Source organism: Faecalicatena contorta (assembly GCF_021531895.1).
Classification (GTDB): domain Bacteria; phylum Bacillota; class Clostridia; order Lachnospirales; family Lachnospiraceae; genus JAFBIX01.
On record NZ_JAFBIX010000002.1, the window covers coordinates 44,318 to 69,580 of the forward strand.

Sequence of the window (25,263 nt, forward strand, 5' to 3'; positions counted from 1 at the left end):
ATAATCAGTATCAAATCAAGAGGGATGAAATATGAGCCAGGAAGAAAAGGTTGAAGAAGTAATCAGCCAGTTGAAAGAAAAAGGTTATCGAATTACAGATCAGAGAAAGATGTTGCTTCGTATTATTTTGGCAAACGAATGTTCCTCCTGCAAAGAGATATATTTCGCCGCAAAGAAAATTGATGACAAGGTGGGTATTGCTACCGTCTATCGGACAATACAATTGCTGGAGGATATGGAACTGATTCATAAAGAAATGGTAGTGCGGATATAAGAGCCAAATAAGGAAGAAGGAGTGATTATGATGCCACTGACAATGTTAGGTTCAGGCGAAACCGCTTCGATTAAAAGAATCGGCGGACATGACGAAGTGAAAAAATTTCTGGAAAATCTGGGATTTGTGACAGGGGAACAGGTGAAGATTGTGTCGAGTAATGGAGGCAACATAATCGTTCAGGTAAAGGACTCCAGAGTTGCAGTAAGTAAAGGGATTGCGAATAAGATTATGATATAGGAGGAGAAGAGAGGATGCAGACATTAAGAGATGTGAAATGTGACCAGAACGTAAAGGTCGTGAAACTGCATGGTGAAGGAGCAACAAGACGCAGGATCATGGATATGGGAATCACAAAAGGAACAGGAATTTATGTCAGAAAGGTTGCGCCATTGGGGGATCCGGTGGAAGTGACTGTTCGAGGATATGAACTTTCCCTTAGAAAAGCAGACGCAGAGATGATTGAAGTAGAATAGATGAGTCGTACAGGAGGAATGAAAATGGGAGTAAGAATTGCACTTGCCGGTAATCCTAACAGTGGAAAAACAACATTATTTAATGCACTTACAGGCTCTAATCAGTTTGTGGGTAATTGGCCAGGAGTAACCGTAGAGAAAAAAGAAGGTAAGTTAAGGGATAACAAAGATGTCACCGTCATGGATCTGCCGGGAATATATTCCCTGTCACCGTATACACTGGAAGAAGTAGTGGCAAGAAACTATCTGATTACAGAACGCCCGGATGTGATATTAAACATTGTAGATGGAACCAACCTGGAACGTAATTTATATCTGACTACACAGTTGATGGAGCTTGGAATTCCAGTAGTGATGGCAATCAATATGATGGATGTGGTGAAAAAATCTGGTGACCAGATCAACACGAAGGAGCTTTCTGAAAAACTGGGATGTGAAATTGTAAGCATATCTGCTTTAAAAGGAGAAGGTGTAAAAGAAGCCGCAGCGAAAGCAGTAAAACTTGCAGAAAAGAAAGCATCTGCACCAGTCCATGAATTTGCAGCGGAAGTAGAATCCGTGTTAGATGAGATTGAAACCGTGCTGACGAATGTGCCGGAAGAGCAGAAGCGTTTCTATGCGATCAAACTTTTTGAGCGTGATGACAAGATTCAGGAACAGTTAAAACAGGCGCCTGATGTTGAAAATATTGTTGCAGCAGCTGAGAAAGCGTTTGACGATGATGCAGAAAGTATCATTACAAATGAGCGTTATGCATACATATCTTCTGTGATAGGTGACTGTCTGAAGAAGGCAAATAAAGAGAAGTTGACGACATCTGATAAGATTGACAGAGTCGTTACGAACCGTTGGCTTGCACTTCCTATTTTTGCTGTCGTTATGTGGATTGTGTATTATGTATCCGTTACAACAGTAGGAACTTTCGTGACGGATTGGACCAATGATGTGCTGTTTGGTGAGATCATTCCGCCGGCAATCGAAAGCTTCCTTGTAAGCATTAACTGTGCAGACTGGCTGCAGGGATTGATCCTGGATGGTATTGTAGCCGGGGTTGGAGCAGTGCTTGGATTCGTACCACAGATGCTTGTATTGTTCATCTTCCTGGCATTCCTGGAATCTTGCGGATATATGGCTCGTATAGCGTTTATCATGGACAGAATTTTCCGTAAATTTGGTTTATCCGGTAAGTCCTTCATCCCAATGCTGATTGGTACCGGATGTGGAGTTCCTGGAATTATGGCCTCTCGTACAATTGAAAATGAGCGCGACAGAAGAATGACGATCATGACGACAACTTTCATCCCGTGCGGAGCAAAATTACCGATTATTGCATTGATTGCAGGTGCATTGTTTGATGGAGCATCCTGGGTTGCGCCAAGTGCATATTTTGTGGGAATCGCTGCAATTATCTGCTCTGGAATCATTCTGAAGAAGACAAAGATGTTCGCGGGAGATCCGGCACCGTTTGTAATGGAGCTTCCTGCATATCATCTTCCAACTGTAGGAAATGTCCTTAGAAGCATGTGGGAAAGAGGCTGGTCATTTATCAAGAAAGCAGGTACCATCATCTTACTGTCTACGATCTTCGTATGGTTTACTTCAAACTTCGGCATTGTAGACGGACACTTTGGTATGGTAGATGATTTGAGCCAGGGATTTTTGGCAAATATCGGAAAAATCTTTGCATGGATATTCATTCCGCTTGGATGGGGAGACTGGAAAGCAGCCGTTGCGGCAATTACTGGTCTGGTAGCAAAGGAAAATGTCGTGGGTACATTCGGTATCCTCTATGGATTCGCTGAAGTAGCAGAAGATGGTTCTGAGATCTGGGGCACTCTGGCAGCAAGTATGACAACGATCGCAGCATATTCCTTCCTGGTATTCAACCTGCTGTGTGCACCTTGCTTTGCGGCAATCGGAGCGATCAAGCGTGAGATGAACAGTGCAAAATGGACCTGGTTTGCAATCGGATATCAGTGTGTATTTGCTTATGCAGTGTCATTGTGTATCTATCAGTTTGGCTCTCTCTTCACTGGTGGAGGAGTTGGAATTGGAACGATTGCAGCGGTTCTGGTAGTTATCGGATTCCTCTATCTGTTGTTCAGACCGTATAAAGAGAGCACTTCACTGAATATGAACATATCCAGCGTCAAGGCAAGAAAAGCAAAGGCATAATAAGAGGATTATTTAGATAGAAAGAAGGAGATTCTATGGCATTAGCAGTAAGCAGTATCGTGTCAACAACAATTGTAGGAGCTGTATTATTAGTAATTGTTGCGCTGATTATCAGAAGTATGTGGAAAAAGAAAAAATCAGGCGGAGGATGTGGCTGTGGGTGTAGCGGCTGTTCTGGACAGTGCCAGGGGAAAGATCTGGAGAAGGATAAGTTATAAGTGAATTATATCTTAAGAATAGACAGATGAAGCAGGATTATTATGATCCTGCTCCATCTGTCTGTTCAGTTAAAGTTTGGTTAGCATTCAGATGAATACAAAGACGTGTATCTCCCGGTGAGCTTTCAACAGATATTCCATATTCTATTCCTTCATATAATCGAATTTTATTATGAATATTGATAATTCCAATTCCTTCGGATCCATTAAATGAGGCATTGATATCCGCCGGGGCGTCTTGTGTCAGTATCTTATTCAATTCTATTAATATATTTTCATCAAATCCAATTCCATTGTCTTGCAGAAGAATATAAAGTTCTGAGCCTTTACGGTAAGCAGATATCTGAATCATTCCATTGTTCTCGATAGAATCCAATCCGTGAAAAATAGCATTTTCTACAAGTGGCTGAAGAATCATCTTAGGAATCAGACATTGCTTTGTATCATCATGAATATCCAGACTGTAGGAGATACGATCTTGAAACCGTACCTGAATCATGTAGAGATATTTATCAATAATTGTCAATTCATCATTCAGAGGGACCAGAAATGCTCCTTTAATAGAGTAGCGAAAAAGATCTGCCATATTAGTACATATTTGTGCAACCTCGGGTATGCCATGGATTAAAGAGATGCCTCGCATACATTGAAGCATATTATATAAAAAATGTGGATTAATCTGGCTTTGATAGGCATAAATCTGAGTCTGCTTTTTACTGATCTCCATTTCATAAAGCCGGGCCTGCGAAGTGATATTTTTTTGATTCAGTGAAGCGATTCTTGTAAGAAGAGCATTAATATGGGAAGCAATAGAGCCGATCTCATTATTCAGTTTTGTGTGAAGCTGAAGTTCGTGCTGCATATAATCGGTAGACTCGATTGCTTCGTTCAATTGATGAATCGGTTTGATAATTATATGGTGAACGGCAATTGAAAGATAAAGGATGCAGAAAAAGAGCAAAAATGCCAAGGCAATCAATAATTCGGATTGTTCGTCTTTGAATAGATGTAATTGCTCATTATAAATGGTGCCGGTAACAGACAGATTCGTATTCGGTATGTTTTCGATTTCATAAAAAAGTTCTTGGGTTGTAGCCTTAGAGAAGGAACTTTCGGGACTATTTGAATATAATATATTGCCTGTTGTGTCATCTGTGATATTTAGAGACATATCTGTTGTCGAGTTCACAAGCTGGTTCAAAGTATCTGTTTTACAGATAATAGCAATATTACCAAGATGTTTTCCAAAATCTTTTGAAAAAGTTGTCATATATATTGGGCTGAAATAGATCATATAAGGCGTATTTGTGACAGGTTGGATATAGAACTCAAAATAACTTTCGGTGTTTCTTTGTTCATCCATAAAATGTTCAACCGTAAAATCTTCCATATCAGCAGGAATATAACTGACCATACTTGTTGGAGAGTTCTTGTCCCAGACTATGATATCTACAAGACCAGGCGTATAGGAGTGTGCCATGCCGATCAAGGTGGAGAATGATTGCCGCTGTAATTGATGCGTATCTGTAGATGCACTTAACAGATAAGACTGGGTTTCTTCTTGCGAAGCAAATATAGTGGAAGTTTTTTTCATGCTGGTAGTCATGGAAACAATATTTATCTTGACATTCTCAATTGTTGAAGAGCAATATCCCTTTAAATTCTCAGTTTGTTCATCTAGCATCTGAAACATCGTATAGCTGCTGAATGCCAAAATGATAAGAAGATTCCGTATCTTTTCAATTGTGGTTTTACCTCTTACAGTGCCTGGGTTAGTGGCAACCGGAATTTTTTCTTTTATTAATGGGTGGAACGAATATCTATTTGCAAGTACTTTTATGAAAAGTTATGAGAACTGGACATTGCCTGTTGGTATTGCCAGTTTTCAAGGACAGTATACGACGAATTGGGGAACGCTTATGGCGGGTGCAGTTCTGATTACAATACCAGTTGTAATTTTGTTCTTGCTTTTGCAGAAGCATCTGGTAAGTGGAATGACTGCCGGTGCCGTAAAACAATAATGATAATGAAAGAAGGAAAAGAATATGGAGATTAAGCAGGTTCGAATGGGAATTGTTGGGGCTGGAACATGGGGCGAGACACACGCTTCAATCTATGCAGAGCATTTGTTCGCAGATCCAGTCGCTATCTGTGATATGAATGAACAACGGGCAAGGGAGATTGCAGAAAAATATGGTATTAGAAAAGTATATACAGATTATCATGATCTGGCAGCTGATGAAGAAGTAGATGCAGTTGCGATTGTAACCCCGGATTTTGCACATGCAGATATTGCTGTGGCAATGGCAGATGCAAAAAAGAATATTTTGATAGAAAAACCATTGGCAACGACAAGGGAAGACATTGCAAGAATCTGTGAGGCAGTGGAGAGAAATCAGGTACGCTGTATGGTGGATCTGCATAACCGCTGGAATCCTCCGTTCAATACGGCAAAACAAGAGATCTCTTCGGGTAAGTTAGGAAAGCCGTATACTGCCTATATTCGGCATAGTGATGTGAAGTGGGTAGCTACAGATATGCTTTCGTGGGCATCAAAATCATCTATTTTATGGTTCCTTGGAAGTCATAGCCTGGATTCGCTTAGGTGGCTGCTCGATTCAGAAGCAAAAAGAGTATACTCCGTAAAAAAAGAAGGAATTTTGAAAGAACTGGGAGTGGATACTCCAGATGTGTATTTAACAACGATTGAATTTGAAAATGGTGCAATCGCACATATGGAAAATGGATGGGTTACACCAAATGGAAATCGGAATATCAATGATTTTCGATGTAGTGTAATGTGTACAGAGGGAATGATCAGTTTGGATCTTTCCAGTCATAATCTGATAGAAGAAGTGACTGAAGAAAAGGCAAGTGTACCTGATATATTGGTGTCTAATATGGTCTTTGACAGGTGTAAAGGTTTATCGTATGAAAGCATCCGAGATTTTGTTGATCGTTTAGTAGATGGAAGAGAATTTCGTGTGACATTAGAAGATGCAAGAAAGACCGCATTGGCTATTATCGCTATACATGAATCAGCAGATACAGGAGTGCCGGTTGATATCGAATATTAACTTGATTATCTCACAATATAGTTTGTTTTTTGCTTTGTAAAGAAGGGGAGAGTTCATCTTCTCTTCTTTGCAGTTGCGATGTGTTTATTATAGAAGGAATATGTTAAAATAGATATCAGAAAGGGGTGGCCTACATGATTGACGGACATATTCATTATGCCAAAAGTATTGGTTTGGATAGATTACAGCATGTAATCCAAAAGTATCATTTCTCAGCAATTGCACTCCAGTGTATTCCAGGAGGAAATGGAATGGCTGTTGAGCAGGATGCATTTGAATTCAGGAAGAGCTGCAAAATTCCGGTGTATATATTTGGAGGCCTGGATCGGAGAATATATAGTCTACATCCTGATCGGATGCAGGAGGCGCTTCTTCAGGAAGCGGACAGGCTTATGAAGATCGGGTGTGTTGGAATCAAGATGCTGGAGGGAAAGCCGAATGTACGAAAGCAATATCCGATCCCAGATTTTGACAGTGCATTGTGGGAAGATTATTGGGAGTATCTGGAAGAAAAACAGGTACCTGTGTATATGCATGTGAATGATCCGGAGGAGTTCTGGAATCCGTTAGAAGTGTCAGAGTTTGCGAAAAAGGCTGGGTGGTTTTATGATTCCACTTATATCAATAATGAAGAACAGTATCGACAGATTTTGCAAGTGTTGGAAAATCATCCGAAGCTTCGCATTTTATTTCCACATTTTTTCTTCCTGTCTAAGCAGCTTGACCGACTTTCGGAGATATTAGACCGGTATCAGAATGTTTACATAGACATTACACCAGGAATAGAATTGTATTATAATCTGTCAGCACAGCAAGAGAAGGCAAAGCGATTTTTTGACAGATATCAGGAGCGGATTTGCTTTGGTACGGATATTGGCGCACGTGCAGTGATAAAAAAAGAACCCACATTTCTTTCTATAGAAGAGTGTGAATCCAGAATGCATCTGATTACGGGATTTCTTGAGACAAAAGGACCATATATTTTGAAACCGGATGGATATTATGTGGCGGGAAATGAGGAACGGCAGATGTGCAGCTTAGGATTACAGGAAGAAATCCTTGACAAAATATATGAGAAGAATTTTTTGAGATTTGCAGCAAAATGATGATAATGTAGAAGATAAATTGACTTTTTTTGTACAACAGTCTATAATAATCTCTAGTAGAAATCGGCAGAGATGGTCTGCCGGTTTCCTAACGTTTAATATTTAATATTAGAAAGGTTGGGGAAAATAATGGACCAAAACAAAGTGGCAAGAGTATTAAAATCAATGGAGGAACATGAGATCCCACAGATGATCGTATCAGATCCAGTGGCTATTTTCTATCTTACTGGAAAATGGATTATCCCAGGAGAAAGATTATTAGCATTATATCTGAATGTAAATGGCAATCATAAACTGGTAATTAATAAGCTGTTCCCACAGGAGAAGGATCTTGGAGTAGATCTTGTATGGTATGATGACATCGAAGACGGTGTTGAGATCTTAAGCAGATTTGTAGAAAAAGATAAAGTTATGGGTATCGACAAGACATGGCCGGCAAGATTCTTGATTCGTCTGCAGGAGCTGGGCGGAGGAAGCAAGTTTGTAAATGGTTCTCCGATCATCGACTATATCCGTATGGTAAAAGATGAAAAAGAACAGGAATTGATGAGAGAATCTTCCAGACTGAATGATATCGCTATGGAAAGATTAATCCCATGGGTTGTAAAAGGATTAACAGAAAGAGAACTGAATGCTAAGATTCGTGAGATTTATAAAGATCTTGGATGTGAGGATGTATCTTTTGATCCAATTACAGCATACGCAAAAGGTGCTGCAGATCCACATCATGTAACAGATGATTCCAAGGGAAAACGCGGTGATTGTGTAATCCTTGATATCGGAGCATTCAAAGACAACTATGCATCTGATATGACAAGAACAGTATTCATCGGTGAAGTATCTGACCGTGCAAGAGAAATCTATGATATCGTTGTAGAAGCTAACAGACGCGGTATCGAAGCTGCAAAACCAGGCAACAGAATGTGCGATGTTGACCTCGCTGCAAGAAATTACATAGAAGAAAAAGGTTATGGACAGTACTTTACACACAGAACCGGACACTCCATCGGTCTTGAAGATCATGAATTCGGTGATGTATCTTCTGTAAATGAAGATATCATCCAGGTTGGACAGTGCTTCTCTGTAGAACCAGGTATCTATATTGCAGAAGAAGGTATCGGTGTTCGTATCGAAGATCTTGTTATCATTACAGAAGATGGATGCGAAGTATTGAACAGCTTCACAAAAGATCTGATCGTAGTACCAGAAGAGTAGAATATCAGAGAGTATTATTAAAGAGCAGTCACTTGGTTGACTGCTCTTTTTGAAGTTATAGAGATAAAATTGTGAATTACAATTAATATAGCCCTGCCACTTTGCATCCCAGTAATACAAGAACGAGCAGGATACTTGGCTTGGCAATCTTACTTCCATTTTTCATAACAAGACCGGCTCCGATATATCCGCCCAACATATTGCAGGCGGCAGCGGCAAGACCGAGTGGAACCAGGACTTGTCCGTTGAATAAAAATACAACCAGCGAAGTAATATTTGTCGTCAGGTTGATGACCTTAGCCTGCGCGTTGGCTGTCTTAATACTTAATTTTGCAAATATTGTAAATGCAATGATCAGAAATGTTCCGGTTCCGGGGCCATAGAAACCATCATAACAACCAATGATAAAAGCAGCGAGTGTAGCTGTCAGGTAAGTACGTCGATCCAGTGTAATCTCGTCAGATCCTTCATCGTTGAACAGCTTCTTATTCAACACCAGGAAAGCGGATATGGGAAGAATGATAATTAACACATAAGATAATATTTTCTCCGGAATCATCAGGGAAAGATGAGAACCGATGAATGAACCGATAATTGCTGCAGCCACAGAAGGTATGGATAATCTCAGATTGATCAGACGATTGCGGGCAAATCGAAAAGTAGCAAGCGCCGTCCCAAAAGGAGAAGACATTTTATTAGTAGCCACTGCGGTGTGAGGAGGCAGCCCTGCAATCAGATAAGCTGGCAGAGAGATTAATCCCCCACCGCCGCCGATAGCATCCACAAGGCCTGCAAGGAATACGAGAGGACAGACGATTGCAAAAGTGTATATTGACAATTCCATGATAGGTTCCTTTCTATTGTAAAAATCTTACAAATCATTATTTTATAGTAAGAACACAGTAGAATCAAGCAGATATTATAGTCGTGAAAAAGTTCACATTTTATCAGGGTTATGTTACAATAACATACAAGCGAATTTTTTGAAACACAAGATCAGGAGGATAGGAATATGAACAGGGAACAAGCACATGATATCTTAATGAAATATATGAAAGGTGAGAATTATATTACCCATTCGTATGCGGTGGAAGCAATTATGAAGGGACTGGCGAAACGCCTTGCACCGGATGAAGTAGAATATTGGGGAATCGTAGGTCTTCTTCATGATCTGGATGAAGAGCAATGCGACTGGCAGCACGATCTGAGCGTGCATGGACCAACATCTGTAGAGATTCTGAAAAAAGAGGGAATTGATGATAAGGTATTGTTTGATGCAATCTGTGCACACAATCCAAAGAGTGGAGTAAAAGCAAAGACGAATCTTCAGTACGCAGTTCTGGCGGCAGACCCAATGAGTGGATTTGTGAAAGCTGTCGCACAGATTTATCCGGATAAGAAGATTGCAAGTGTAAAGCACAAATCCGTAATGAAGCGTTTTAATGAAATGCGGTTTGCAAAGGGTGCTAACAGAGATTATATGGAAGCGATTGAGTTTACCGGACTTAGTCTTGATGATTTAATTGACGTTGCGTTAGAAGAGATGGGCGCAATTGCAGATGTATTGGGATTATAATCAGAGATCCATGAAAAAAGTGATATTTACATTGCTGGTGATTCTGTGGATGGCTGTAATCTTTTCTTTTTCTGCAAAACCAGCGGATCAGTCTGAAGAGATGAGCCAGTCTGTAGGACGTAAGATTGGTGAGCTGTTTGAACCAGGCTTTGAAAAGTGGCCGGAATCCGAACAAATGGCTTATGCAGAACGGATTGACTATCCGGTCCGCAAATGTGCCCATGCTACAGAATATATCATTCTGGGAATTCTACTTATGGCAGTGGGTGAGAGTTATCGTATTGGCAAGAAGTTTCGGCTGGCTTTCGTGATTGGCGCAGCCTATGCCTGCAGTGATGAGATTCATCAGTTGTTTGTGCCCGGACGAAGCGGACAGGTCACAGATGTGTTGATTGACTGCACAGGATTGTTGGTCGGAATTATATTAGTACTGTTGATTCAGCACATATACAAATATATAACAAGAAACAAAAAACAATAGTGAAAAAATGTAAAAACCCTTGACAATAAGGGAAATTCGTAATAAACTGATTGAGCGTGCATTGGAATGCATAGTATTTTTTTGCGCGTAAATATTTACACATTAAGCAACTTATTATAATCGTAGGAGGTGAAAGAGAATGCCAACATTTAACCAGTTAGTAAAGAAAGGACGTCAGACATCTGTAAAGAAGTCTACAGCTCCAGCGCTTCAGAAAGGGTATAACTCTTTAAGAAAGAAGAGTATCGATGCATCTGCTCCTCAGAAGAGAGGCGTATGTACAGCAGTTAAGACAGCTACACCAAAGAAGCCTAACTCAGCACTTAGAAAGATCGCCAGAGTACGTCTTTCTAACGGTATCGAAGTAACAAGCTACATCCCGGGTGAAGGACACAACCTTCAGGAGCATAGCGTTGTTCTTATCCGTGGAGGAAGAGTAAAAGACCTTCCAGGTACAAGATATCATATCGTTAGAGGTACACTTGATACAGCAGGTGTTGCCAAGAGAAGACAGGCACGTTCTAAATACGGTGCTAAGAGACCAAAAGACGCTAAAAAATAATGCCTGAACAGTTAGTGAATGCGAGTGATAAACGAAGCATGAACTTAATGTGAGGGTAGTTCTTCGGAATGTAATGACGAGGAACTTCAGTATCTAATGTAGTCACAAACAGAACTATGATTAAGTAAGTTGCAGGTATATAGATTGTATGCCCAGCACTACACAGTATCATTAGAAAGACACATGTGAGTACCGATGAATTAATCAGAATGTTTAAGGAGGGAAGAACCGTGCCACGTAAAGGACATACTCAGAAAAGAGACGTATTAGCAGATCCATTATACAACAGCAAAGTGGTAACAAAACTTATCAATAACGTTATGTTAGACGGTAAGAAGGGTGTAGCACAGAAGATCGTATATGGAGCTTTTGAAAGAATCGCAGAGAAATCCGATAAGCCGGCAATCGAAGTGTTCGAAGAGGCTATGAACAACATCATGCCAGTACTTGAAGTAAAGGCAAGACGTATCGGAGGAGCGAACTACCAGGTACCAATCGAAGTCAGAGCTGACAGAAGACAGACTTTAGCACTTCGCTGGCTGACATTGTATTCTCGTAAAAGAGGAGAGAAGACAATGGAAGAAAGATTGGCAAATGAAATCCTTGATGCAGCTAACAACACTGGCGCATCAGTGAAGAAGAAAGAAGACATGCACAAGATGGCTGAAGCAAATAAAGCATTTGCTCACTATAGATTCTAGGAGGCAACAATGGCTGGAAGAGAATATCCATTAGAGAGAACTAGAAATATCGGTATTATGGCACATATTGATGCTGGTAAGACCACACTGACAGAGCGTATTCTTTACTATACCGGTGTTAACTATAAGATTGGTGATACTCATGAAGGTACTGCTACCATGGACTGGATGGAACAGGAGCAGGAAAGAGGTATCACAATTACTTCTGCAGCTACAACATGTCACTGGACACTGGAAGAAAACTGCAAGCCAAAACCGGGTGCATTAGAGCATCGTATCAATATCATTGATACCCCAGGACACGTTGACTTTACTGTTGAGGTTGAACGTTCACTTCGTGTACTGGATGGTGCAGTTGGTGTGTTCTGTGCTAAAGGTGGTGTTGAGCCGCAGTCAGAAAACGTATGGCGTCAGGCTGACACATACAACGTACCTAGAATGGCATTCATCAATAAGATGGACATTTTGGGTGCAGATTTCTACAATGCCGTTGAGCAGATTAAGACAAGACTTGGAAAGAATGCAATCTGTCTGCAGCTGCCAATCGGTAAAGAGGATGACTTTAAAGGAATCATTGATTTGATGGAAATGAAAGCTTACATCTATAATGATGACAAGGGTGATGACATTTCTATCGTAGATATTCCGGAAGATATGCAGGATGATGCAGAACTCTATCGTTCAGAGCTGGTAGAGAAGATCTGTGATCTGGATGATGATCTGATGATGGAGTACCTTGAAGGTAATGAACCATCTGTTGAAGATATGAAGAGAGTACTGAGAAAAGCAACTTGTGAATGTACAGCAGTTCCGGTATGCTGTGGTTCTGCTTACAGAAACAAAGGTGTACAGAAGATGCTGGATGCAGTTATCGAGTATATGCCTGCTCCAACAGATATTCCACCAATTCAGGGTGTTGATGAGGATGGAAATGAAATCGTAAGACATTCTTCTGATGAAGAACCTTTCTCAGCTCTTGCGTTCAAGATTATGACAGACCCATTCGTTGGTAAGCTGGCATACTTCAGAGTTTACTCTGGTACAATGAACTCCGGTTCTTATGTACTGAATGCAACAAAAGGTAAAAAAGAACGTGTTGGACGTATCCTTCAGATGCATGCCAACAAGAGAGCCGAACTGGACAAAGTATATTCCGGTGATATCGCTGCAGCAATCGGATTTAAGTTCACTACAACAGGTGATACGCTTTGCGATGAGCAGCATCCAGTAATTCTGGAGTCTATGGAATTCCCAGAGCCGGTTATCGAGCTCGCTATCGAGCCAAAGACAAAAGCTTCCCAGGGTAAACTTGGAGAATCTCTTGCAAAACTGGCAGAAGAAGACCCGACATTCCGTGCACATACAGATCAGGAAACAGGTCAGACGATCATCGCTGGTATGGGTGAGCTTCATCTGGAAATCATCGTTGACAGACTTCTTCGTGAGTTCAAGGTAGAAGCTAACGTAGGTGCTCCTCAGGTTGCTTACAAAGAAGCATTTACAAAACCAGTTGACGTTGACAGCAAATACGCAAAACAGTCAGGTGGACGTGGACAGTACGGACACTGTAAAGTTAAATTTGAACCAATGGATGTTAACGGTGAGGAGACATTCAAGTTCGAGTCTACAGTCGTAGGTGGAGCTATTCCGAAGGAATATATCCCAGCTGTAGGAGAAGGTATTGAAGAGGCTATGCAGTCTGGTATCCTTGGAGGATTCCCGGTTGTTGGTGTTAAGGCTAACGTATACGATGGTTCTTACCACGAAGTCGATTCAAGTGAAATGGCATTCCACATTGCAGGTTCTCTTGCATTCAAGGATGCTATGAAGAAGGCATCTCCGGTACTTCTTGAGCCTATTATGAAGGTTGAAGTAACAATGCCGGAAGAGTACATGGGTGATGTTATTGGTGATATCAACTCACGTCGTGGACGTATTGAAGGTATGGACGATCTTGGCGGTGGTAAGATTGTTCGTGGATACGTTCCATTGTCAGAAATGTTTGGATACTCTACAGATCTTCGTTCCAGAACACAGGGACGTGGAAACTACTCAATGTTCTTCGAGAAATATGAGCCAGTTCCGAAATCTGTACAGGAAAAAGTATTATCAACCAAAAATGATTAATTAAATGTTAAAAAGGCTTGAAAAACCGTATGATTTGAAATATAATCAGAGATAGCCGAGCAAACGTAAATTATTAAATATGCCTTTGAAGGCGCTATAATAAGGAGGATATTCAAAATGGCAAAAGCTAAATTTGAAAGAACAAAACCACATTGTAATATCGGTACCATTGGTCACGTTGACCATGGTAAAACAACTCTGACAGCTGCTATCACAAAAGTTCTGTCTGAGAGAGTAGAAGGAAACGCTGCTGTAGCATTCGATAACATCGATAAAGCTCCAGAAGAAAGAGAACGTGGAATCACAATTTCTACAGCTCACGTTGAGTATGAGACAGCTAATCGTCACTATGCACACGTTGACTGCCCAGGACATGCTGACTACGTTAAGAACATGATCACAGGTGCTGCACAGATGGATGGAGCTATCCTTGTTGTAGCTGCTACTGATGGTGTTATGGCTCAGACAAGAGAGCACATCCTGCTTTCTCGTCAGGTAGGTGTTCCTTACATCGTTGTATTCATGAACAAATGTGATATGGTTGACGATGAAGAACTTCTTGAATTAGTAGAAATGGAAATCCGTGAACTGTTAGACGAGTATGAGTTCCCAGGAGATGATACTCCAATTATCCAGGGTTCTGCTCTGAAAGCTCTTGAAGATCCATCTGGAGAATGGGGCGACAAGATCATGGAACTTATGGATGCTGTAGACAGCTACATTCCAGATCCACAGCGTGCAACAGATCAGCCATTCCTTATGCCTGTAGAGGACGTATTCTCTATCACAGGACGTGGAACAGTTGCTACTGGTAGAGTAGAGCGTGGTGTTCTTCATGTATCTGACGAAGTAGAAATCGTTGGTATTCACGAAGAGACAAGAAAGACTGTTGTAACAGGTGTTGAGATGTTCCGTAAGCTTCTTGATGAGGCTCAGGCTGGTGATAACATCGGTGCACTTCTTCGTGGTATTCAGAGAACTGAAATCGAAAGAGGACAGGTTCTTGTTAAACCAGGTTCAGTAACATGCCACAGAAAATTCACAGCTCAGGTTTACGTTCTGACAAAAGATGAAGGTGGACGTCATACTCCATTCTTCAACAACTATCGTCCACAGTTCTATTTCAGAACAACAGACGTAACAGGTGTCTGCAACCTTCCAGAAGGTGTAGAGATGTGTATGCCTGGTGATAATGTAGAGATGACAATCGAACTGATTCACCCAGTTGCTATGGAGCAGGGACTTCGTTTCGCTATCCGTGAAGGTGGACGTACTGTAGGATCAGGACGTGTTGCTACAATCATCGAGTAATACAATCTGAATATAGATTTGTTATCGTAAGATAACGTTGTGTCCAAACGTAAGATACCCGTAGAACTTCGGTTCTACGGGTTTTTCTGTTGCCTGGAAATATATAAAAGGGCGGAAAAGAATAACGAACAGCGTAGAAAAACGGTTGCCGGGAGAGTATCCTGACAACCGTTTGTGATAACAGAATGATAACAAAATCTTAAATTAAACCAACTAAAGAACTTTCGTGAAGTATTGCAGATGGATTATATTTTTCTATAAGTGAATTTATAATTAGACGATTTCCGGCACTGATTTTGGGACTTAATGTAATTTCCATTTGTGCGTAAGCATTTTCGTCTAGGGTTAGATCATAAAAAGGAAAAGTTTGTTTGGCTTGACCAAGTAAAATCTTGGTACTGGTTGTTTGAAATTCTTGAATTGATTTATCAACTGCCTGATTTAGATTTAGAGGCATGAGTAATAAAATATATCGCCATTCGTGTTGGAAGGCCCAATGGATATTCTTATGCTTACCAAGATTACCTAAAGCAATACTAAATTTATCACCGTCTTGGGTTAATAACTTAGGATATAGCTTGTCTGAATCAGAAGTATATTCAACTTTATGTAAAATGTTATTACCCAATGCTCCAGGAGCTATAAATCCGTTTTTGAGCATATCTGCAATAGGAATTATAGATTTTAAATAAGATCCATTTGAATTATCAGTTACCGTTTGATGTGTAACCTCCGATATTGACGAAGGTGTATTTTCAAATTCTTTAAATGGATTTGCTTTTAATTTAATTCTTACTCCGGAACTTAGAGAACTATACATTTTCCACATAGGGATATTCTCTGTTTCATCATCAGTCCAAGAACTTATATAGCAAAATTGACCAGCATTTTTTAAATCAAATGCTTCTTTTTCTTGAAGATCATCCATTTGATCTAAGGAAGTTAATCTAAACGTGTGGTTTGCTAAAATTAATGCAAGAGTTTCAATACTTGTATAATGATATAAATAATCAGGTGTGTTTTGCAAAATGATTCAATACCTCCTTATGTCAGATTATATGTCTTGATGTCATTGCCTTCAGTACCCTTCTTAACGATGGTATGACAACCTATCGTGGTTCCCATAGCACGCAGTTTCCATTCATCCTGGGTAGCGTTCAACTTATCTAGTTCTGCCTGTCTTTTATCTTCATCTTCAATAGCTAATATTTCAGCTTTTTCCTTTTCATAGACATTTTTAAATTGACACCATTTCCTGAAAAAGTCCTGCATTGTAGGATTTTCGAATGTCAGTGCAACCTTCTGCTCAGGTGTTTCAGCAAGTGAGAGGTTCACCGAATCATCAATAGAAAACAACAGAGAGAGTACATCTCCGACTGTTTCAATATTAAAATCCAGAAAAACACTTACATTTAATCCCAGTGCAGTTGCAATCTTTTCTAACTGATCCGGTTTCGGATTCCGGATTCCCAGTTCATATTTTCTGATTGTTCCTACGTTAATGCCGGACAGCTCGGCTAACTGTATCTGACTGTATCCTCTAAATTCCCGGAATGCCCGGATTTTTTTGCCAACCATAATGCTGCCTCCTTAATAATATTTGTGCTTCTATTCTAGCACAAAAGTGAATGATACAAAAGAGTGAGATTTAACAAATTGCCGATACGCAAGCAATAGGTATGGAATGGAAAAAATAAATTCGCAAATGTTTATTGACAAATTCACAAAAGTGAATTATTATAAGAGAACAACGAAAGAGTCACAAAAGTGACTGGAAAGGAGGACGCTATGAGAACTAATTATATGATGACTGTTGATGATGTCATGGAAGAATTAGGCGTGAAACGCAGTAAAGCATATTCCATTCTGAAGCAGCTTAATGATGAACTGGCAAAGGAAGGATATGTGGCAGTTCGTGGAAAGATTCCACGTCCCTACTGGGAAACAAAATTTTATGGATGCTCTCAGAGAGCAGTGTGAAGGAGGTTTTAAGATGTCAGCTTACAAGGACAAAACACAGGGAACCTGGTATGTGAGCTTCAGCTATATTGACTGGACAGGTAAGAAAACGCAGAAGCTGAAAAGAGGGTTCAAGACAAAGAAAGAAGCATTGAATTATGAAAAGGAATTCATAAGAAAGACTGCAGCGGATATGAAAATGGAGATGAACAGTTTTATTCAAGTCTATTTTGAAGATAAAAAGAATGAACTGAAAGAAAATTCAATCCGTAACAAGCAGCACATGATGAACAAGCACATTGTTCCGTATTTTGGAACAAGAAAAATGAATGAGATCACACCGGCAGAGATTATCCAGTGGCAGAACACCATTCAGGAAAAAGGTTACAGCAAGACTTATGAGCGTATGATTCAGAATCAGTTAAATGCACTGTTTAATCATGCACAGAAAATTTACAATCTGAAGGAAAATCCATGTAAGAAAGTAAAAAAGATGGGGAAATCGGATGCTAATAAGCTGGAATTTTGGACGAAAGCAGAATATGACAGCTTTATCGCCGGGATTGAGCCAGAGAGTGAGGATTATCTGATATTTGAAATCCTGTTCTGGACAGGAATCAGGGAAGGAGAACTTCTGGCATTGAGTCTTTCAGACTTTGATATGAGTGGTAATCTTTTGCATATCAATAAGACTTATAACCGGATCAGGAAAAGAGATGTGATTGATACTCCAAAAACAGAAAATTCAGTCCGTACCATTGATATTCCTAATTTTCTTAAAGAAGAGGTGCAGGAGTATGCGAAGAAGCATTATGGATTTCCGGAAAATCAGCGGTTATTTCCGATTGTGGCGAGAACACTGCAGAAACGGCTTAAGAAGTATGAAGCATTGACCGGTGTAAAACCAATCAGAGTGCATGATATCCGTCACAGCCATGTAGCATATCTGATTTATCAGGGTGTAGAGCCACTGATCATCAAGGAAAGACTGGGGCACAAAGATATTCAGATGACATTAAACACTTATGGTCACCTGTATCCGTCACAGCAAAAAAAGGTAGCTGAGATGTTGGACAACAAACGTTAAATATGGAGGAAAAGACACATGAAAACAAAGAAAGTAGTCAGAAAAATATTTGATACGCTCAATTATAGTAAGAAGCTGAAGATAAGTTCCATTTTACCGGATCGAGATTCGGATTATGCGATTCTTCTTGAATTAGAGGATGGAAGCAAATTTGAAATTATCATTATCCCAACAAGGAGATTCGTATAAGGAGTGGAACTATGGCTACTAACAGACAAAAAGAAAAAGCCCAGACAAAATATCTGAGCAAGTTCTCTGATAATCAGATTCACTGATATATCATCTTGGCAGATTCAGTATATCACGAATTGAACGATACAACAATTCCCGAATATCTGTTCATCAGAGACTTGTCCGGAGGGGCAGGAGGTAGAAGTGACATTATTTGAACAGGTAAAAGAATGTGTGACAGCCAGACAGGCTGCGGAGCATTACGGGATTAAAGTAAAAAGAAATGGAATGGCGTGTTGTCCGTTTCATAAAGACCGACACCCAAGTATGAAGGCCGATAAAATATATCACTGCTTTGCATGTGGAGTGGGCGGTGATGCGATAGATTTTACAGCAAGGTTATTTGGAATATCACAGTATGAAGCTGCGAAAAAGATGATAGAAGATTTTGGACTGGATATAAAAATCGAAGACAGAAACAAATACAAAAGGATGCACCAAAGCAGGAATACTTTGATATCAAAGAAACCTAAAGTTGTGATGATCAGAGAAAAACTGGAGCAGTGGTTGAAACATGCAACAGACGTGCTGATCAGATATCTGAAATGGATTCAGTTCTGGAAAGAGATTTACAAACCAGAACCAGATGAAGAGTGGCACGAATTATTTACGGAGGCATTGGCAAATGAAAGAAAGATAAATGACTATCTGGACGTGCTGATGTTTGGAACAGGAGAAGAGATTGTAGAGTTTTTCAAGATGAAGAGAAGGGAGGTTGAAAAAATTGAAGAAAGAATTAACGAATATCAGCGAGAAGTCCTTGATGGAATTAGAAGATATTGTGAACGAGGAAATGCTTACAACAGAAGATGTCAATAATATGTTGGAGCATACGGATAAAGGAAGAACAAAGCAGACAATTAGAAATTGTGTAACCGTACTTCAAAATGATCCGGTATTGAAAAAAGCGATTAAACGAAATGAACTTTCTGGAAGGATGGACATTGTAAAAGAGGTTCCCTGGGAGCGGAGGAATAACAGTCCTACGGTTACAGATACTGATGAAAATAATTTGAAGATGTATCTGGAAGAAAATTATGAACTGACAAGTGAGCGTGTGATCAAAGCAGGAATAGATATTGTTTCCAATGAAAATAAATATCACCCAATTAGAGATTATCTGGAGAGTCTGGTCTGGGACGGAATTCCAAGAATAGAAAATATGCTTCCACATTTTCTGGGAGCAGAAAAGAGCAAATATACAATCGGAGTAATGAAAATGCACATGCTGGCAGCGATTTCAAGAATTTATGAACCGGGAATAAAATATGATATTATGTTGTGTTTGGTTGGGAGTCAGGGAGCCGGAAAGTCCACATTTTTCAAATATCTAGCGATAAAAGAAGAATGGTTCAGCGACAATCTGGATCATTTGGATGATGAAAATATTTACAGAAAACTGCAAAATCACTGGATTATCGAAATGGGAGAAATGAAGGCAACTATCACAGCAAAGAATATTGAACAGATAAAATCGTTTCTGAGCAGACAGAAAGAAACTTATAAAGTACCTTATGAAGTTCACCCGGAAGACAGACCGAGACAGTGTGTATTTTGCGGTACTTCAAATGATTTGAATTTCCTTCCGCTGGACAGAACCGGAAACAGAAGATTTGCTCCGGTGATGACAGATATGTCGAAAGCAGAAGTTCATATTCTGGACAATGAGGCAGAGAGCAAAGCCTATATCGAACAGGCTTGGGCAGAGGCAATGGTACTGTATCGACAGGGAAATGTGTTCTTAGGATTTACAAAGGAAATTGAGGAAGAGGCAAAGCGTCTGCAGAAAGAATTTATGCCGGAAGATACCAATGCCGGAATCATACAGGAATTTCTTGATGACTACGATGACGATTATGTATGTACAAGAATTCTGTTCGATGAAGCGCTACATCGAACCGGAGAAATGAAACAGTGGGAAGGTAAAGAAATTGCCAATATTATGAACAATGCGATTGTAGGCTGGAAACCACATGGTACACATCGATTCGGAAAGGAATATGGAATACAGCGGTCATGGAAACGGATGAAAGATTCGGTGAAGAAAGATAAAGACGGATTTATAGAAGTACCGGAACAGTTGGAAATACCGTTTGAGTAAAGATTATTGTAAACGATGTAAACGGAACTTGAAGAAAAAACTTAAAACGTTAACTTTTAAAATCTTTTGAACTCCGTTTACAAATTTCGTTTACAGACTGGAAAGGAGCAGAAAATGATGAAACAGGGAAGATTAGGATATAACAGCAGCAATGGAAGATATGGATTATTATCATCAGATTTATGGATTGATACAGGATTTCACTGCGGAGAAGGACTGGAAGTGCTGGTAGATGATGAATGGGTACAGACCAGAATGGAGATGAATCTGGCAAGAGAATGGTATCTGGTGGGAACACCTTATTGTGGAGATTTGGAATATGTGCAGGCGAGGATACCAGAATAAACAGATCTATGATCCACTTCGGTCGGTGCAGAACAGACGTCCATAAGGACGTTATGCCCCCGGCAGGGCGCAAGGGGACTTTTGATGGACGGTACGGCTGTCGAAAGTGCTTTTGCGTTACTTTTGACAAAAGTAACAAAACCGCCGTATCCGGCGAAAATTTCTTAAATATCGCCATAACTGGCGTAAATAAAAATTATGTGCCATGTCTGGCACTCGAGTAGAAAAGAGGTGAGAAAATTTATGATGAAACGGACAATCAGTGGCATGATCGGAGCCGGTTCACTGGCTCATAACAGACGGGATTTTGTAGCAGAAAATGTAGATCCGGACAGAGTGCAATTGAACATTTGTTATAAGAATGAGAATCTGAAAGAAGTTTATAAGGAACTGTTTGACGATGCTACGGAGAGATACAATGTCGGGAAAAGAAAGGACCGGCAGATTGCAAATTATTATGAAAAAATCCGACAGAGCAAACAGGAAAAGTTGTTCCATGAAGTGATATTCCAGATTGGAAATCGAGAGGATATGGCAGTGGGAACAACAGAAGGAAATCTGGCTGTAAAGGTATTGGACGAATATATGAAAGATTTCCAGAAGCGGAATCCGACACTTCGGGTATTTAGTTGCTATCTGCATCAGGACGAAGCTACTCCGCATCTGCATATTGACTTTGTTCCTTATGTGACCAACTGGAAGGGAAAAGGAATGGATACCAGAGTTTCACTGAAGCAGGCATTGAAAAGTCTTGGATTCCAAGGTGGAAATAAGCATGATACAGAACTGAATCAGTGGATAAATCATGAAAAAGAAGTGCTGGCAGAAATCGCAAAGCAACATGGAATTGAATGGGAACAGAAAGGTACACATGAAGAGCATCTGGATGTTTACAATTTCAAGAAGAAAGAGCGTAAGAAGGAAGTGCAGGAACTGGAACAGAAAAAGGAATATCTGACAGCGGAGAATGAAGGATTGACTTCTCAGATTGCGGACGCAAGGGCAGATATTAAATTACTGGAAGAAGAAAAAATTCAGTTCCAGAAAGATAAAGAAACAGCGGAAAGACGTGCTGAGAAAGCAGAAACGGAATTGAAAAAACTGGAGGACAGAAGAGAATTCCTGCAACCGGTGATGGATAATGTCAGTAAGGAAATAAAAGAATATGGAATGATCAAAACATTTTTGCCGGAAGCTACAGCATTGGAACGTGCGGTAACTTATCGGGATAAGAAAATAAAACCCTTGTTCATTGAAATGAAGAATAAAATTGGTGCGATGGCTGCACAGGTTAAAGAACTTACCAGAGAAAGAGATAAGTGGAAAAGTAAGTTTCAGAAGAAAAAGCAGGAGCACGAGAACACTAAAAAGGAACTGGCAGAAGTTCAGAAGGATTATCAGAAATTATCCGGTGAGAAAGAAATTCTGCAGGGAATTGCAGACAGATATAACCGACTTTTACGCATGTTGGGGAAAGATATGGTAGAACGACTGGTGCAGGACGATATCCGGATGCAGGCGGAACTTGAAGCGAAAAAGCAGAAAGAACAAATGCCGAAAAAAATAAGTGATCGCATACCATGGGCGAAAGAACAAAATGAAGAATACAATGCACAGATAAAAAAGAACAAAGCAAAATACAGAGGAATGGAGTTGTAAGAATATGAAGAAACAGATTTATGATGAAAAGAACGGACTGAGCTACACATTGCATGGAGATTATTATCTGCCGGATCTGGAAATCAATGAGGAAGAACCTACATATGGGAAATATGGAATAATGCGAAAACAGTTTCTGAAGGAACACAGGAGTGCAAGGTATCAGTATCTGGTACTTACCGGGAAATTGACGGAGCATTTGAATCAGGTCGATAAAGAAGCGAGAGAAAAAGTTGAAATGCTGGTGGAACAGATGGCTGAGCAGTGGGGCGTGACAGAAAAACTGAAGATGCAGGATCAGATGGAATGGGTTAGGAAAATGAATAATATTCGTAGCAGAGCAGTAGAGATTATAGATGTAGAATTGATTTGTGTTTAGGAGGACAAAGCGGCAGATATAATGTTAAAAGTAATTGCGTGCGCACGCATATTGTATTATAATACTGGTGGTTAGGAGGAATATATCTATGAAACTATTAAAATGGCTTTCAGTAACAGACCGATTTTACAAAATCTATTTGGATAAACAGCTTGCCCCCTTTGGAATCAACAACAGCCAATATATGTTTTTGATTAAAATCTGTCGTTCGCCTGGCATTTTACAGGATTCTTTAATGGATATGTTTTATGTTCATCCGAGCAATATTGTACGGACAGTTGCGGCATTAGAAAAGCAGGGAATGATTATGCGTTCCCCAAATGATAAGGATAAGCGGACGTGTAAGCTGTATCCTACGGAACGTGCGCTGTCTGTAATTGATGAGATACAGACGGTATGTGAAAAGACAGAAGCTCTTTTATTGCAAGGCTTCAGGGAATCTGATAAAAACCTCTTTATTGATTTGCTGATTCAGGCAGGTGAAAATATTACAGCGGAACTCCGTATAGAAAGAAAGGGGGATGAATTTAATGACTGAGAATCCCCTAGGATATGAAAAAATTTCAAAACTGTTGAAAGATTTTGCCATTCCCAGTATTATGGCGTCTCTTGTCGGCTCAATCTACAATATTGTGGATCAGATTTTTATTGGTCAAGGGGTCGGTTATCTGGGAAATGCAGCAACCAATGTTGCCTACCCGTTCTCTACCATCTGCCTTGCTATTGCACTGCTGGTTGGAATTGGCAGTGCTTCCCGTGTTTCCCTCTGTCTTGGACGCAAAGAGCCGAAAGCTGCCGCTAAAGCAGCGGGAAATGGTATTGTTCTGATGGGGATTTTCGGAATTATTTATTTGTTGGTTGGTGAAGCTTTTCTGTCTTTGCTCCTAAAGGCATTTGGGGCAACGACAGATGTATTTCCATATGCAAAGCAGTATGCCAGCATAACATTGATTGGAATGCCGTTTCTTATTGTAACGAATGGTATGAGCAATTTGATTCGAGCAGATGGAAAACCAAAGTATTCAATGGTTTGCATGGTTATGGGAGCTATTATCAATACCATTCTTGACCCTATTTTTATTTTTGCTTGCGATTGGGGGATTGCCGGCGCAGCTTGGGCAACAGTTATTGGGCAAATTTTTTCCTTCATACTCGCACTCCGTTATCTATGGCGTTTCCAAACAATCCATTTTGAAAAAGAGTCGTTTTTATTGGACATCAAAGAAAGTATGAAAATTTGCAGCATGGGAATCAGCAGCAGCTCAAACCAGATTGCAGTTACCGTGATTCAAATCATTCAGTACAATTCGTTGACTTATTACGGCGCATTAACAAAATATGGAACAGATATTCCATTAGCTGCTTGCGGAATCGTTATGAAAACAAATGCCATAATCCTTGCGATTGTTGTAGGAATCTCGCAGGGAACACAGCCGATTATCGGCTTCAACTATGGGGCAAGGCAATACCATCGTGTACGGGAGGCTTACCTGCTTGCGGTAAAATGGAACCTTGTTGTTTCCACAATTGCTTTCATCGCATTTCAATTTTTCCCGCAATCTATCATTTCGCTATTCGGAGATGGGGACGAGCTGTATTTTGAATTTGCTGTTTTGTTCATGCGTACCTATCTTTTCATGGTGTTGGTAAATGGTGTGCAGTTGCTTTCTTCCAGTTTTTTTACCGCAATAGGAAAATCGTTAAAAGGTGCTCTGTTGGCATTAACAAGGCAGACCTTTGTGTTGATTCCGCTTACCCTGCTGCTCCCGCTTCGTTTCGGAATTATGGGAGTATTGCTTGCGGGACCTGTTGCTGATTTTTCAGCGTTTATGCTATCTGTTGTACTGGTGGGTATAGAATTAAAAAAACAAAAAAATGACATGTAAACAACAGCCCTATGTGAAAACATTCTTTTTCCGCCGTTAAGTAATCAAGAAGCAAAAACTTAAAAACCGTTGCGATAAATTTTATAAATTTAGTAGGATAATATTTAGAAGTAAGGATTGAGAAAAATATGGAAACTATAAAATGGGTTCTATGTCCTATCTGTGGAAATAAAACCCGAACGATAATGCAAGAAGATACCGAATTAAAGAACTTTCCACTCTACTGTCCGAAGTGTAAACAGCAAACACTTAACTGATCTTGCAAAACGGAGAAAAACAGTAATTATAGCAACACATAATGCTAATATTGCAGTTGG

The 25,263-nt window shown here is 40.0% G+C and carries 30 protein-coding genes; 26 read left to right on the top strand and 4 right to left on the bottom strand.

The features are described 5' to 3' along the window. The first annotated feature begins 31 nt into the window (after positions 1–31). From JQM81_RS00875 to JQM81_RS00895, 5 genes are read left to right on the top strand one after another with little or no spacing between them, the layout of a single operon-like run. Positions 32–274: a Fur family transcriptional regulator gene (locus JQM81_RS00875; protein WP_235231590.1), complete on the top strand. Its 243-nt coding sequence runs from the start codon at positions 32–34 to the stop codon at positions 272–274. A gap of 27 nt (positions 275–301) precedes the next feature. Then, positions 302–514, top strand: a complete 213-nt coding sequence (locus JQM81_RS00880) for a FeoA family protein (RefSeq protein ID WP_235231591.1) — start codon at positions 302–304, stop codon at positions 512–514. Between the two features lie 14 nt (positions 515–528). Then, complete coding sequence (locus tag JQM81_RS00885; protein ID WP_235231592.1) at positions 529–750, top strand: FeoA family protein; 222 nt, start codon at positions 529–531, stop codon at positions 748–750. Between the two features lie 24 nt (positions 751–774). After that, on the top strand, positions 775–2,925 hold the full coding sequence (feoB, locus tag JQM81_RS00890; RefSeq protein ID WP_235231593.1) for a ferrous iron transport protein B: 2,151 nt from the start codon (positions 775–777) through the stop codon (positions 2,923–2,925). A 35-nt stretch (positions 2,926–2,960) separates the two neighbouring features. Beyond that, complete coding sequence (locus JQM81_RS00895) at positions 2,961–3,143, top strand: FeoB-associated Cys-rich membrane protein (RefSeq protein ID WP_235231594.1); 183 nt, start codon at positions 2,961–2,963, stop codon at positions 3,141–3,143. Positions 3,144–3,183: 40 nt separating this feature from the next. Here JQM81_RS00895 and JQM81_RS00900 read toward each other — a convergent pair whose 3' ends face one another. Continuing rightward, the gene (locus tag JQM81_RS00900; RefSeq protein ID WP_235231595.1) at positions 3,184–4,836 is read right to left on the bottom strand and encodes a sensor histidine kinase; all 1,653 of its coding nucleotides are present in this window, start codon (positions 4,834–4,836) and stop codon (positions 3,184–3,186) included. Between the two features lie 22 nt (positions 4,837–4,858). Between JQM81_RS00900 and JQM81_RS00905 the strand changes: the two genes are divergently transcribed. The 4 genes from JQM81_RS00905 to JQM81_RS00920 all read left to right on the top strand — a co-directional run bounded on the left by JQM81_RS00905 (position 4,859) and on the right by JQM81_RS00920 (position 8,541). Further along, positions 4,859–5,164, top strand: a complete 306-nt coding sequence (locus JQM81_RS00905) for a carbohydrate ABC transporter permease (RefSeq protein WP_235231597.1) — start codon at positions 4,859–4,861, stop codon at positions 5,162–5,164. 24 nt (positions 5,165–5,188) lie between these two features. Next, positions 5,189–6,220 (top strand): Gfo/Idh/MocA family protein, encoded by a 1,032-nt coding sequence (locus JQM81_RS00910; RefSeq protein WP_235231598.1) that lies wholly within the window; start codon positions 5,189–5,191, stop codon positions 6,218–6,220. A gap of 134 nt (positions 6,221–6,354) precedes the next feature. Next, positions 6,355–7,326: an amidohydrolase family protein gene (locus JQM81_RS00915; RefSeq protein ID WP_235231600.1), complete on the top strand. Its 972-nt coding sequence runs from the start codon at positions 6,355–6,357 to the stop codon at positions 7,324–7,326. Between the two features lie 129 nt (positions 7,327–7,455). Continuing rightward, the gene (locus JQM81_RS00920) at positions 7,456–8,541 is read left to right on the top strand and encodes a M24 family metallopeptidase (RefSeq protein ID WP_235231602.1); all 1,086 of its coding nucleotides are present in this window, start codon (positions 7,456–7,458) and stop codon (positions 8,539–8,541) included. 82 nt (positions 8,542–8,623) lie between these two features. On the opposite strand, the gene JQM81_RS00925 is transcribed toward JQM81_RS00920, so the two are convergent. After that, positions 8,624–9,385 (bottom strand): sulfite exporter TauE/SafE family protein, encoded by a 762-nt coding sequence (locus tag JQM81_RS00925; RefSeq protein WP_235231604.1) that lies wholly within the window; start codon positions 9,383–9,385, stop codon positions 8,624–8,626. Positions 9,386–9,553: 168 nt separating this feature from the next. Between JQM81_RS00925 and JQM81_RS00930 the strand changes: the two genes are divergently transcribed. From JQM81_RS00930 to tuf, 6 genes are all read left to right on the top strand, one after another. Continuing rightward, a complete protein-coding gene (locus JQM81_RS00930; protein WP_235231605.1) occupies positions 9,554–10,117 on the top strand; it encodes an HD domain-containing protein in 564 nt (187 codons plus the stop codon). Positions 10,118–10,127: 10 nt separating this feature from the next. Continuing rightward, positions 10,128–10,598, top strand: a complete 471-nt coding sequence (locus JQM81_RS00935) for a VanZ family protein (protein ID WP_235231606.1) — start codon at positions 10,128–10,130, stop codon at positions 10,596–10,598. 139 nt (positions 10,599–10,737) lie between these two features. Beyond that, positions 10,738–11,160, top strand: coding sequence for a 30S ribosomal protein S12 (gene rpsL, locus JQM81_RS00940; RefSeq protein ID WP_235231607.1), 423 nt, complete (start codon positions 10,738–10,740; stop codon positions 11,158–11,160). 230 nt (positions 11,161–11,390) lie between these two features. Then, positions 11,391–11,861, top strand: coding sequence for a 30S ribosomal protein S7 (gene rpsG / locus JQM81_RS00945; protein ID WP_235231608.1), 471 nt, complete (start codon positions 11,391–11,393; stop codon positions 11,859–11,861). 9 nt (positions 11,862–11,870) lie between these two features. Continuing rightward, the gene (fusA, locus tag JQM81_RS00950; RefSeq protein WP_235231609.1) at positions 11,871–13,988 is read left to right on the top strand and encodes an elongation factor G; all 2,118 of its coding nucleotides are present in this window, start codon (positions 11,871–11,873) and stop codon (positions 13,986–13,988) included. 117 nt (positions 13,989–14,105) lie between these two features. Then, positions 14,106–15,299, top strand: coding sequence for an elongation factor Tu (gene tuf, locus JQM81_RS00955; RefSeq protein ID WP_235231610.1), 1,194 nt, complete (start codon positions 14,106–14,108; stop codon positions 15,297–15,299). Positions 15,300–15,498: 199 nt separating this feature from the next. Here tuf and JQM81_RS00960 read toward each other — a convergent pair whose 3' ends face one another. Then, complete coding sequence (locus tag JQM81_RS00960; protein ID WP_044925423.1) at positions 15,499–16,326, bottom strand: DUF2971 domain-containing protein; 828 nt, start codon at positions 16,324–16,326, stop codon at positions 15,499–15,501. Positions 16,327–16,343: 17 nt separating this feature from the next. Next, a complete protein-coding gene (locus JQM81_RS00965; protein WP_044925421.1) occupies positions 16,344–16,877 on the bottom strand; it encodes a helix-turn-helix domain-containing protein in 534 nt (177 codons plus the stop codon). 210 nt (positions 16,878–17,087) lie between these two features. Here JQM81_RS00965 and JQM81_RS00970 point away from each other — a divergent pair, with 210 nt between their 5' ends. From JQM81_RS00970 to JQM81_RS01020, 11 genes are all read left to right on the top strand, one after another. After that, complete coding sequence (locus tag JQM81_RS00970; RefSeq protein WP_009243123.1) at positions 17,088–17,279, top strand: helix-turn-helix domain-containing protein; 192 nt, start codon at positions 17,088–17,090, stop codon at positions 17,277–17,279. Positions 17,280–17,292: 13 nt separating this feature from the next. Beyond that, positions 17,293–18,345, top strand: coding sequence for a site-specific integrase (locus JQM81_RS00975; RefSeq protein WP_235231611.1), 1,053 nt, complete (start codon positions 17,293–17,295; stop codon positions 18,343–18,345). A gap of 18 nt (positions 18,346–18,363) precedes the next feature. Next, entirely contained in the window at positions 18,364–18,534 is a 171-nt protein-coding gene (locus JQM81_RS00980; RefSeq protein ID WP_165854697.1) for a hypothetical protein, read from the top strand. A gap of 186 nt (positions 18,535–18,720) precedes the next feature. After that, entirely contained in the window at positions 18,721–19,395 is a 675-nt protein-coding gene (locus JQM81_RS00985) for a CHC2 zinc finger domain-containing protein (protein WP_044925415.1), read from the top strand. Next, positions 19,340–20,677 (top strand): virulence-associated E family protein, encoded by a 1,338-nt coding sequence (locus JQM81_RS00990; RefSeq protein ID WP_044925412.1) that lies wholly within the window; start codon positions 19,340–19,342, stop codon positions 20,675–20,677. Before JQM81_RS00985 ends, JQM81_RS00990 begins: the two co-directional genes overlap by 56 nt. Before the next feature lie 117 nt (positions 20,678–20,794). After that, entirely contained in the window at positions 20,795–21,022 is a 228-nt protein-coding gene (locus tag JQM81_RS00995) for a DUF5348 domain-containing protein (protein ID WP_055066584.1), read from the top strand. A 243-nt stretch (positions 21,023–21,265) separates the two neighbouring features. Then, positions 21,266–22,681, top strand: coding sequence for a plasmid recombination protein (locus JQM81_RS01000; protein WP_328282583.1), 1,416 nt, complete (start codon positions 21,266–21,268; stop codon positions 22,679–22,681). Between the two features lie 4 nt (positions 22,682–22,685). Beyond that, entirely contained in the window at positions 22,686–23,060 is a 375-nt protein-coding gene (locus JQM81_RS01005) for a TnpV protein (RefSeq protein WP_075671337.1), read from the top strand. 88 nt (positions 23,061–23,148) lie between these two features. Then, positions 23,149–23,598, top strand: a complete 450-nt coding sequence (locus JQM81_RS01010; protein WP_055056235.1) for a MarR family winged helix-turn-helix transcriptional regulator — start codon at positions 23,149–23,151, stop codon at positions 23,596–23,598. Continuing rightward, the gene (locus JQM81_RS01015; RefSeq protein ID WP_330384686.1) at positions 23,591–24,946 is read left to right on the top strand and encodes an MATE family efflux transporter; all 1,356 of its coding nucleotides are present in this window, start codon (positions 23,591–23,593) and stop codon (positions 24,944–24,946) included. The genes JQM81_RS01010 and JQM81_RS01015 overlap by 8 nt, the downstream gene beginning before the upstream one ends. Positions 24,947–25,074: 128 nt before the next feature. Then, positions 25,075–25,203, top strand: a complete 129-nt coding sequence (locus JQM81_RS01020; RefSeq protein ID WP_080786855.1) for a cysteine-rich KTR domain-containing protein — start codon at positions 25,075–25,077, stop codon at positions 25,201–25,203. Positions 25,204–25,263: the final 60 nt, after the last annotated feature.

Excerpts from the sequence above, each read along its gene's own strand:
- JQM81_RS00875 (WP_235231590.1), top strand. The coding sequence starts at position 32 with ATGAGCCAGGAAGAAAAGGTTGAAGAAGTAATCAGCCAGTTGAAAGAA.
- JQM81_RS00880 (WP_235231591.1), top strand. The coding sequence starts at position 302 with ATGATGCCACTGACAATGTTAGGTTCAGGCGAAACCGCTTCGATTAAA.
- JQM81_RS00885 (WP_235231592.1), top strand. The coding sequence starts at position 529 with ATGCAGACATTAAGAGATGTGAAATGTGACCAGAACGTAAAGGTCGTG.
- feoB (WP_235231593.1), top strand. The coding sequence starts at position 775 with ATGGGAGTAAGAATTGCACTTGCCGGTAATCCTAACAGTGGAAAAACA.
- JQM81_RS00895 (WP_235231594.1), top strand. The coding sequence starts at position 2,961 with ATGGCATTAGCAGTAAGCAGTATCGTGTCAACAACAATTGTAGGAGCT.
- JQM81_RS00900 (WP_235231595.1), bottom strand. The coding sequence starts at position 4,836 with ATGTTTCAGATGCTAGATGAACAAACTGAGAATTTAAAGGGATATTGC.
- JQM81_RS00905 (WP_235231597.1), top strand. The coding sequence starts at position 4,859 with ATGATAAGAAGATTCCGTATCTTTTCAATTGTGGTTTTACCTCTTACA.
- JQM81_RS00910 (WP_235231598.1), top strand. The coding sequence starts at position 5,189 with ATGGAGATTAAGCAGGTTCGAATGGGAATTGTTGGGGCTGGAACATGG.
- JQM81_RS00915 (WP_235231600.1), top strand. The coding sequence starts at position 6,355 with ATGATTGACGGACATATTCATTATGCCAAAAGTATTGGTTTGGATAGA.
- JQM81_RS00920 (WP_235231602.1), top strand. The coding sequence starts at position 7,456 with ATGGACCAAAACAAAGTGGCAAGAGTATTAAAATCAATGGAGGAACAT.
- JQM81_RS00925 (WP_235231604.1), bottom strand. The coding sequence starts at position 9,385 with ATGGAATTGTCAATATACACTTTTGCAATCGTCTGTCCTCTCGTATTC.
- JQM81_RS00930 (WP_235231605.1), top strand. The coding sequence starts at position 9,554 with ATGAACAGGGAACAAGCACATGATATCTTAATGAAATATATGAAAGGT.
- JQM81_RS00935 (WP_235231606.1), top strand. The coding sequence starts at position 10,128 with ATGAAAAAAGTGATATTTACATTGCTGGTGATTCTGTGGATGGCTGTA.
- rpsL (WP_235231607.1), top strand. The coding sequence starts at position 10,738 with ATGCCAACATTTAACCAGTTAGTAAAGAAAGGACGTCAGACATCTGTA.
- fusA (WP_235231609.1), top strand. The coding sequence starts at position 11,871 with ATGGCTGGAAGAGAATATCCATTAGAGAGAACTAGAAATATCGGTATT.
- tuf (WP_235231610.1), top strand. The coding sequence starts at position 14,106 with ATGGCAAAAGCTAAATTTGAAAGAACAAAACCACATTGTAATATCGGT.
- JQM81_RS00965 (WP_044925421.1), bottom strand. The coding sequence starts at position 16,877 with ATGGTTGGCAAAAAAATCCGGGCATTCCGGGAATTTAGAGGATACAGT.
- JQM81_RS00970 (WP_009243123.1), top strand. The coding sequence starts at position 17,088 with ATGAGAACTAATTATATGATGACTGTTGATGATGTCATGGAAGAATTA.
- JQM81_RS00975 (WP_235231611.1), top strand. The coding sequence starts at position 17,293 with ATGTCAGCTTACAAGGACAAAACACAGGGAACCTGGTATGTGAGCTTC.
- JQM81_RS00980 (WP_165854697.1), top strand. The coding sequence starts at position 18,364 with ATGAAAACAAAGAAAGTAGTCAGAAAAATATTTGATACGCTCAATTAT.
- JQM81_RS00990 (WP_044925412.1), top strand. The coding sequence starts at position 19,340 with ATGGAATTAGAAGATATTGTGAACGAGGAAATGCTTACAACAGAAGAT.
- JQM81_RS00995 (WP_055066584.1), top strand. The coding sequence starts at position 20,795 with ATGAAACAGGGAAGATTAGGATATAACAGCAGCAATGGAAGATATGGA.
- JQM81_RS01000 (WP_328282583.1), top strand. The coding sequence starts at position 21,266 with ATGATGAAACGGACAATCAGTGGCATGATCGGAGCCGGTTCACTGGCT.
- JQM81_RS01005 (WP_075671337.1), top strand. The coding sequence starts at position 22,686 with ATGAAGAAACAGATTTATGATGAAAAGAACGGACTGAGCTACACATTG.
- JQM81_RS01010 (WP_055056235.1), top strand. The coding sequence starts at position 23,149 with ATGAAACTATTAAAATGGCTTTCAGTAACAGACCGATTTTACAAAATC.
- JQM81_RS01015 (WP_330384686.1), top strand. The coding sequence starts at position 23,591 with ATGACTGAGAATCCCCTAGGATATGAAAAAATTTCAAAACTGTTGAAA.
- JQM81_RS01020 (WP_080786855.1), top strand. The coding sequence starts at position 25,075 with ATGGAAACTATAAAATGGGTTCTATGTCCTATCTGTGGAAATAAAACC.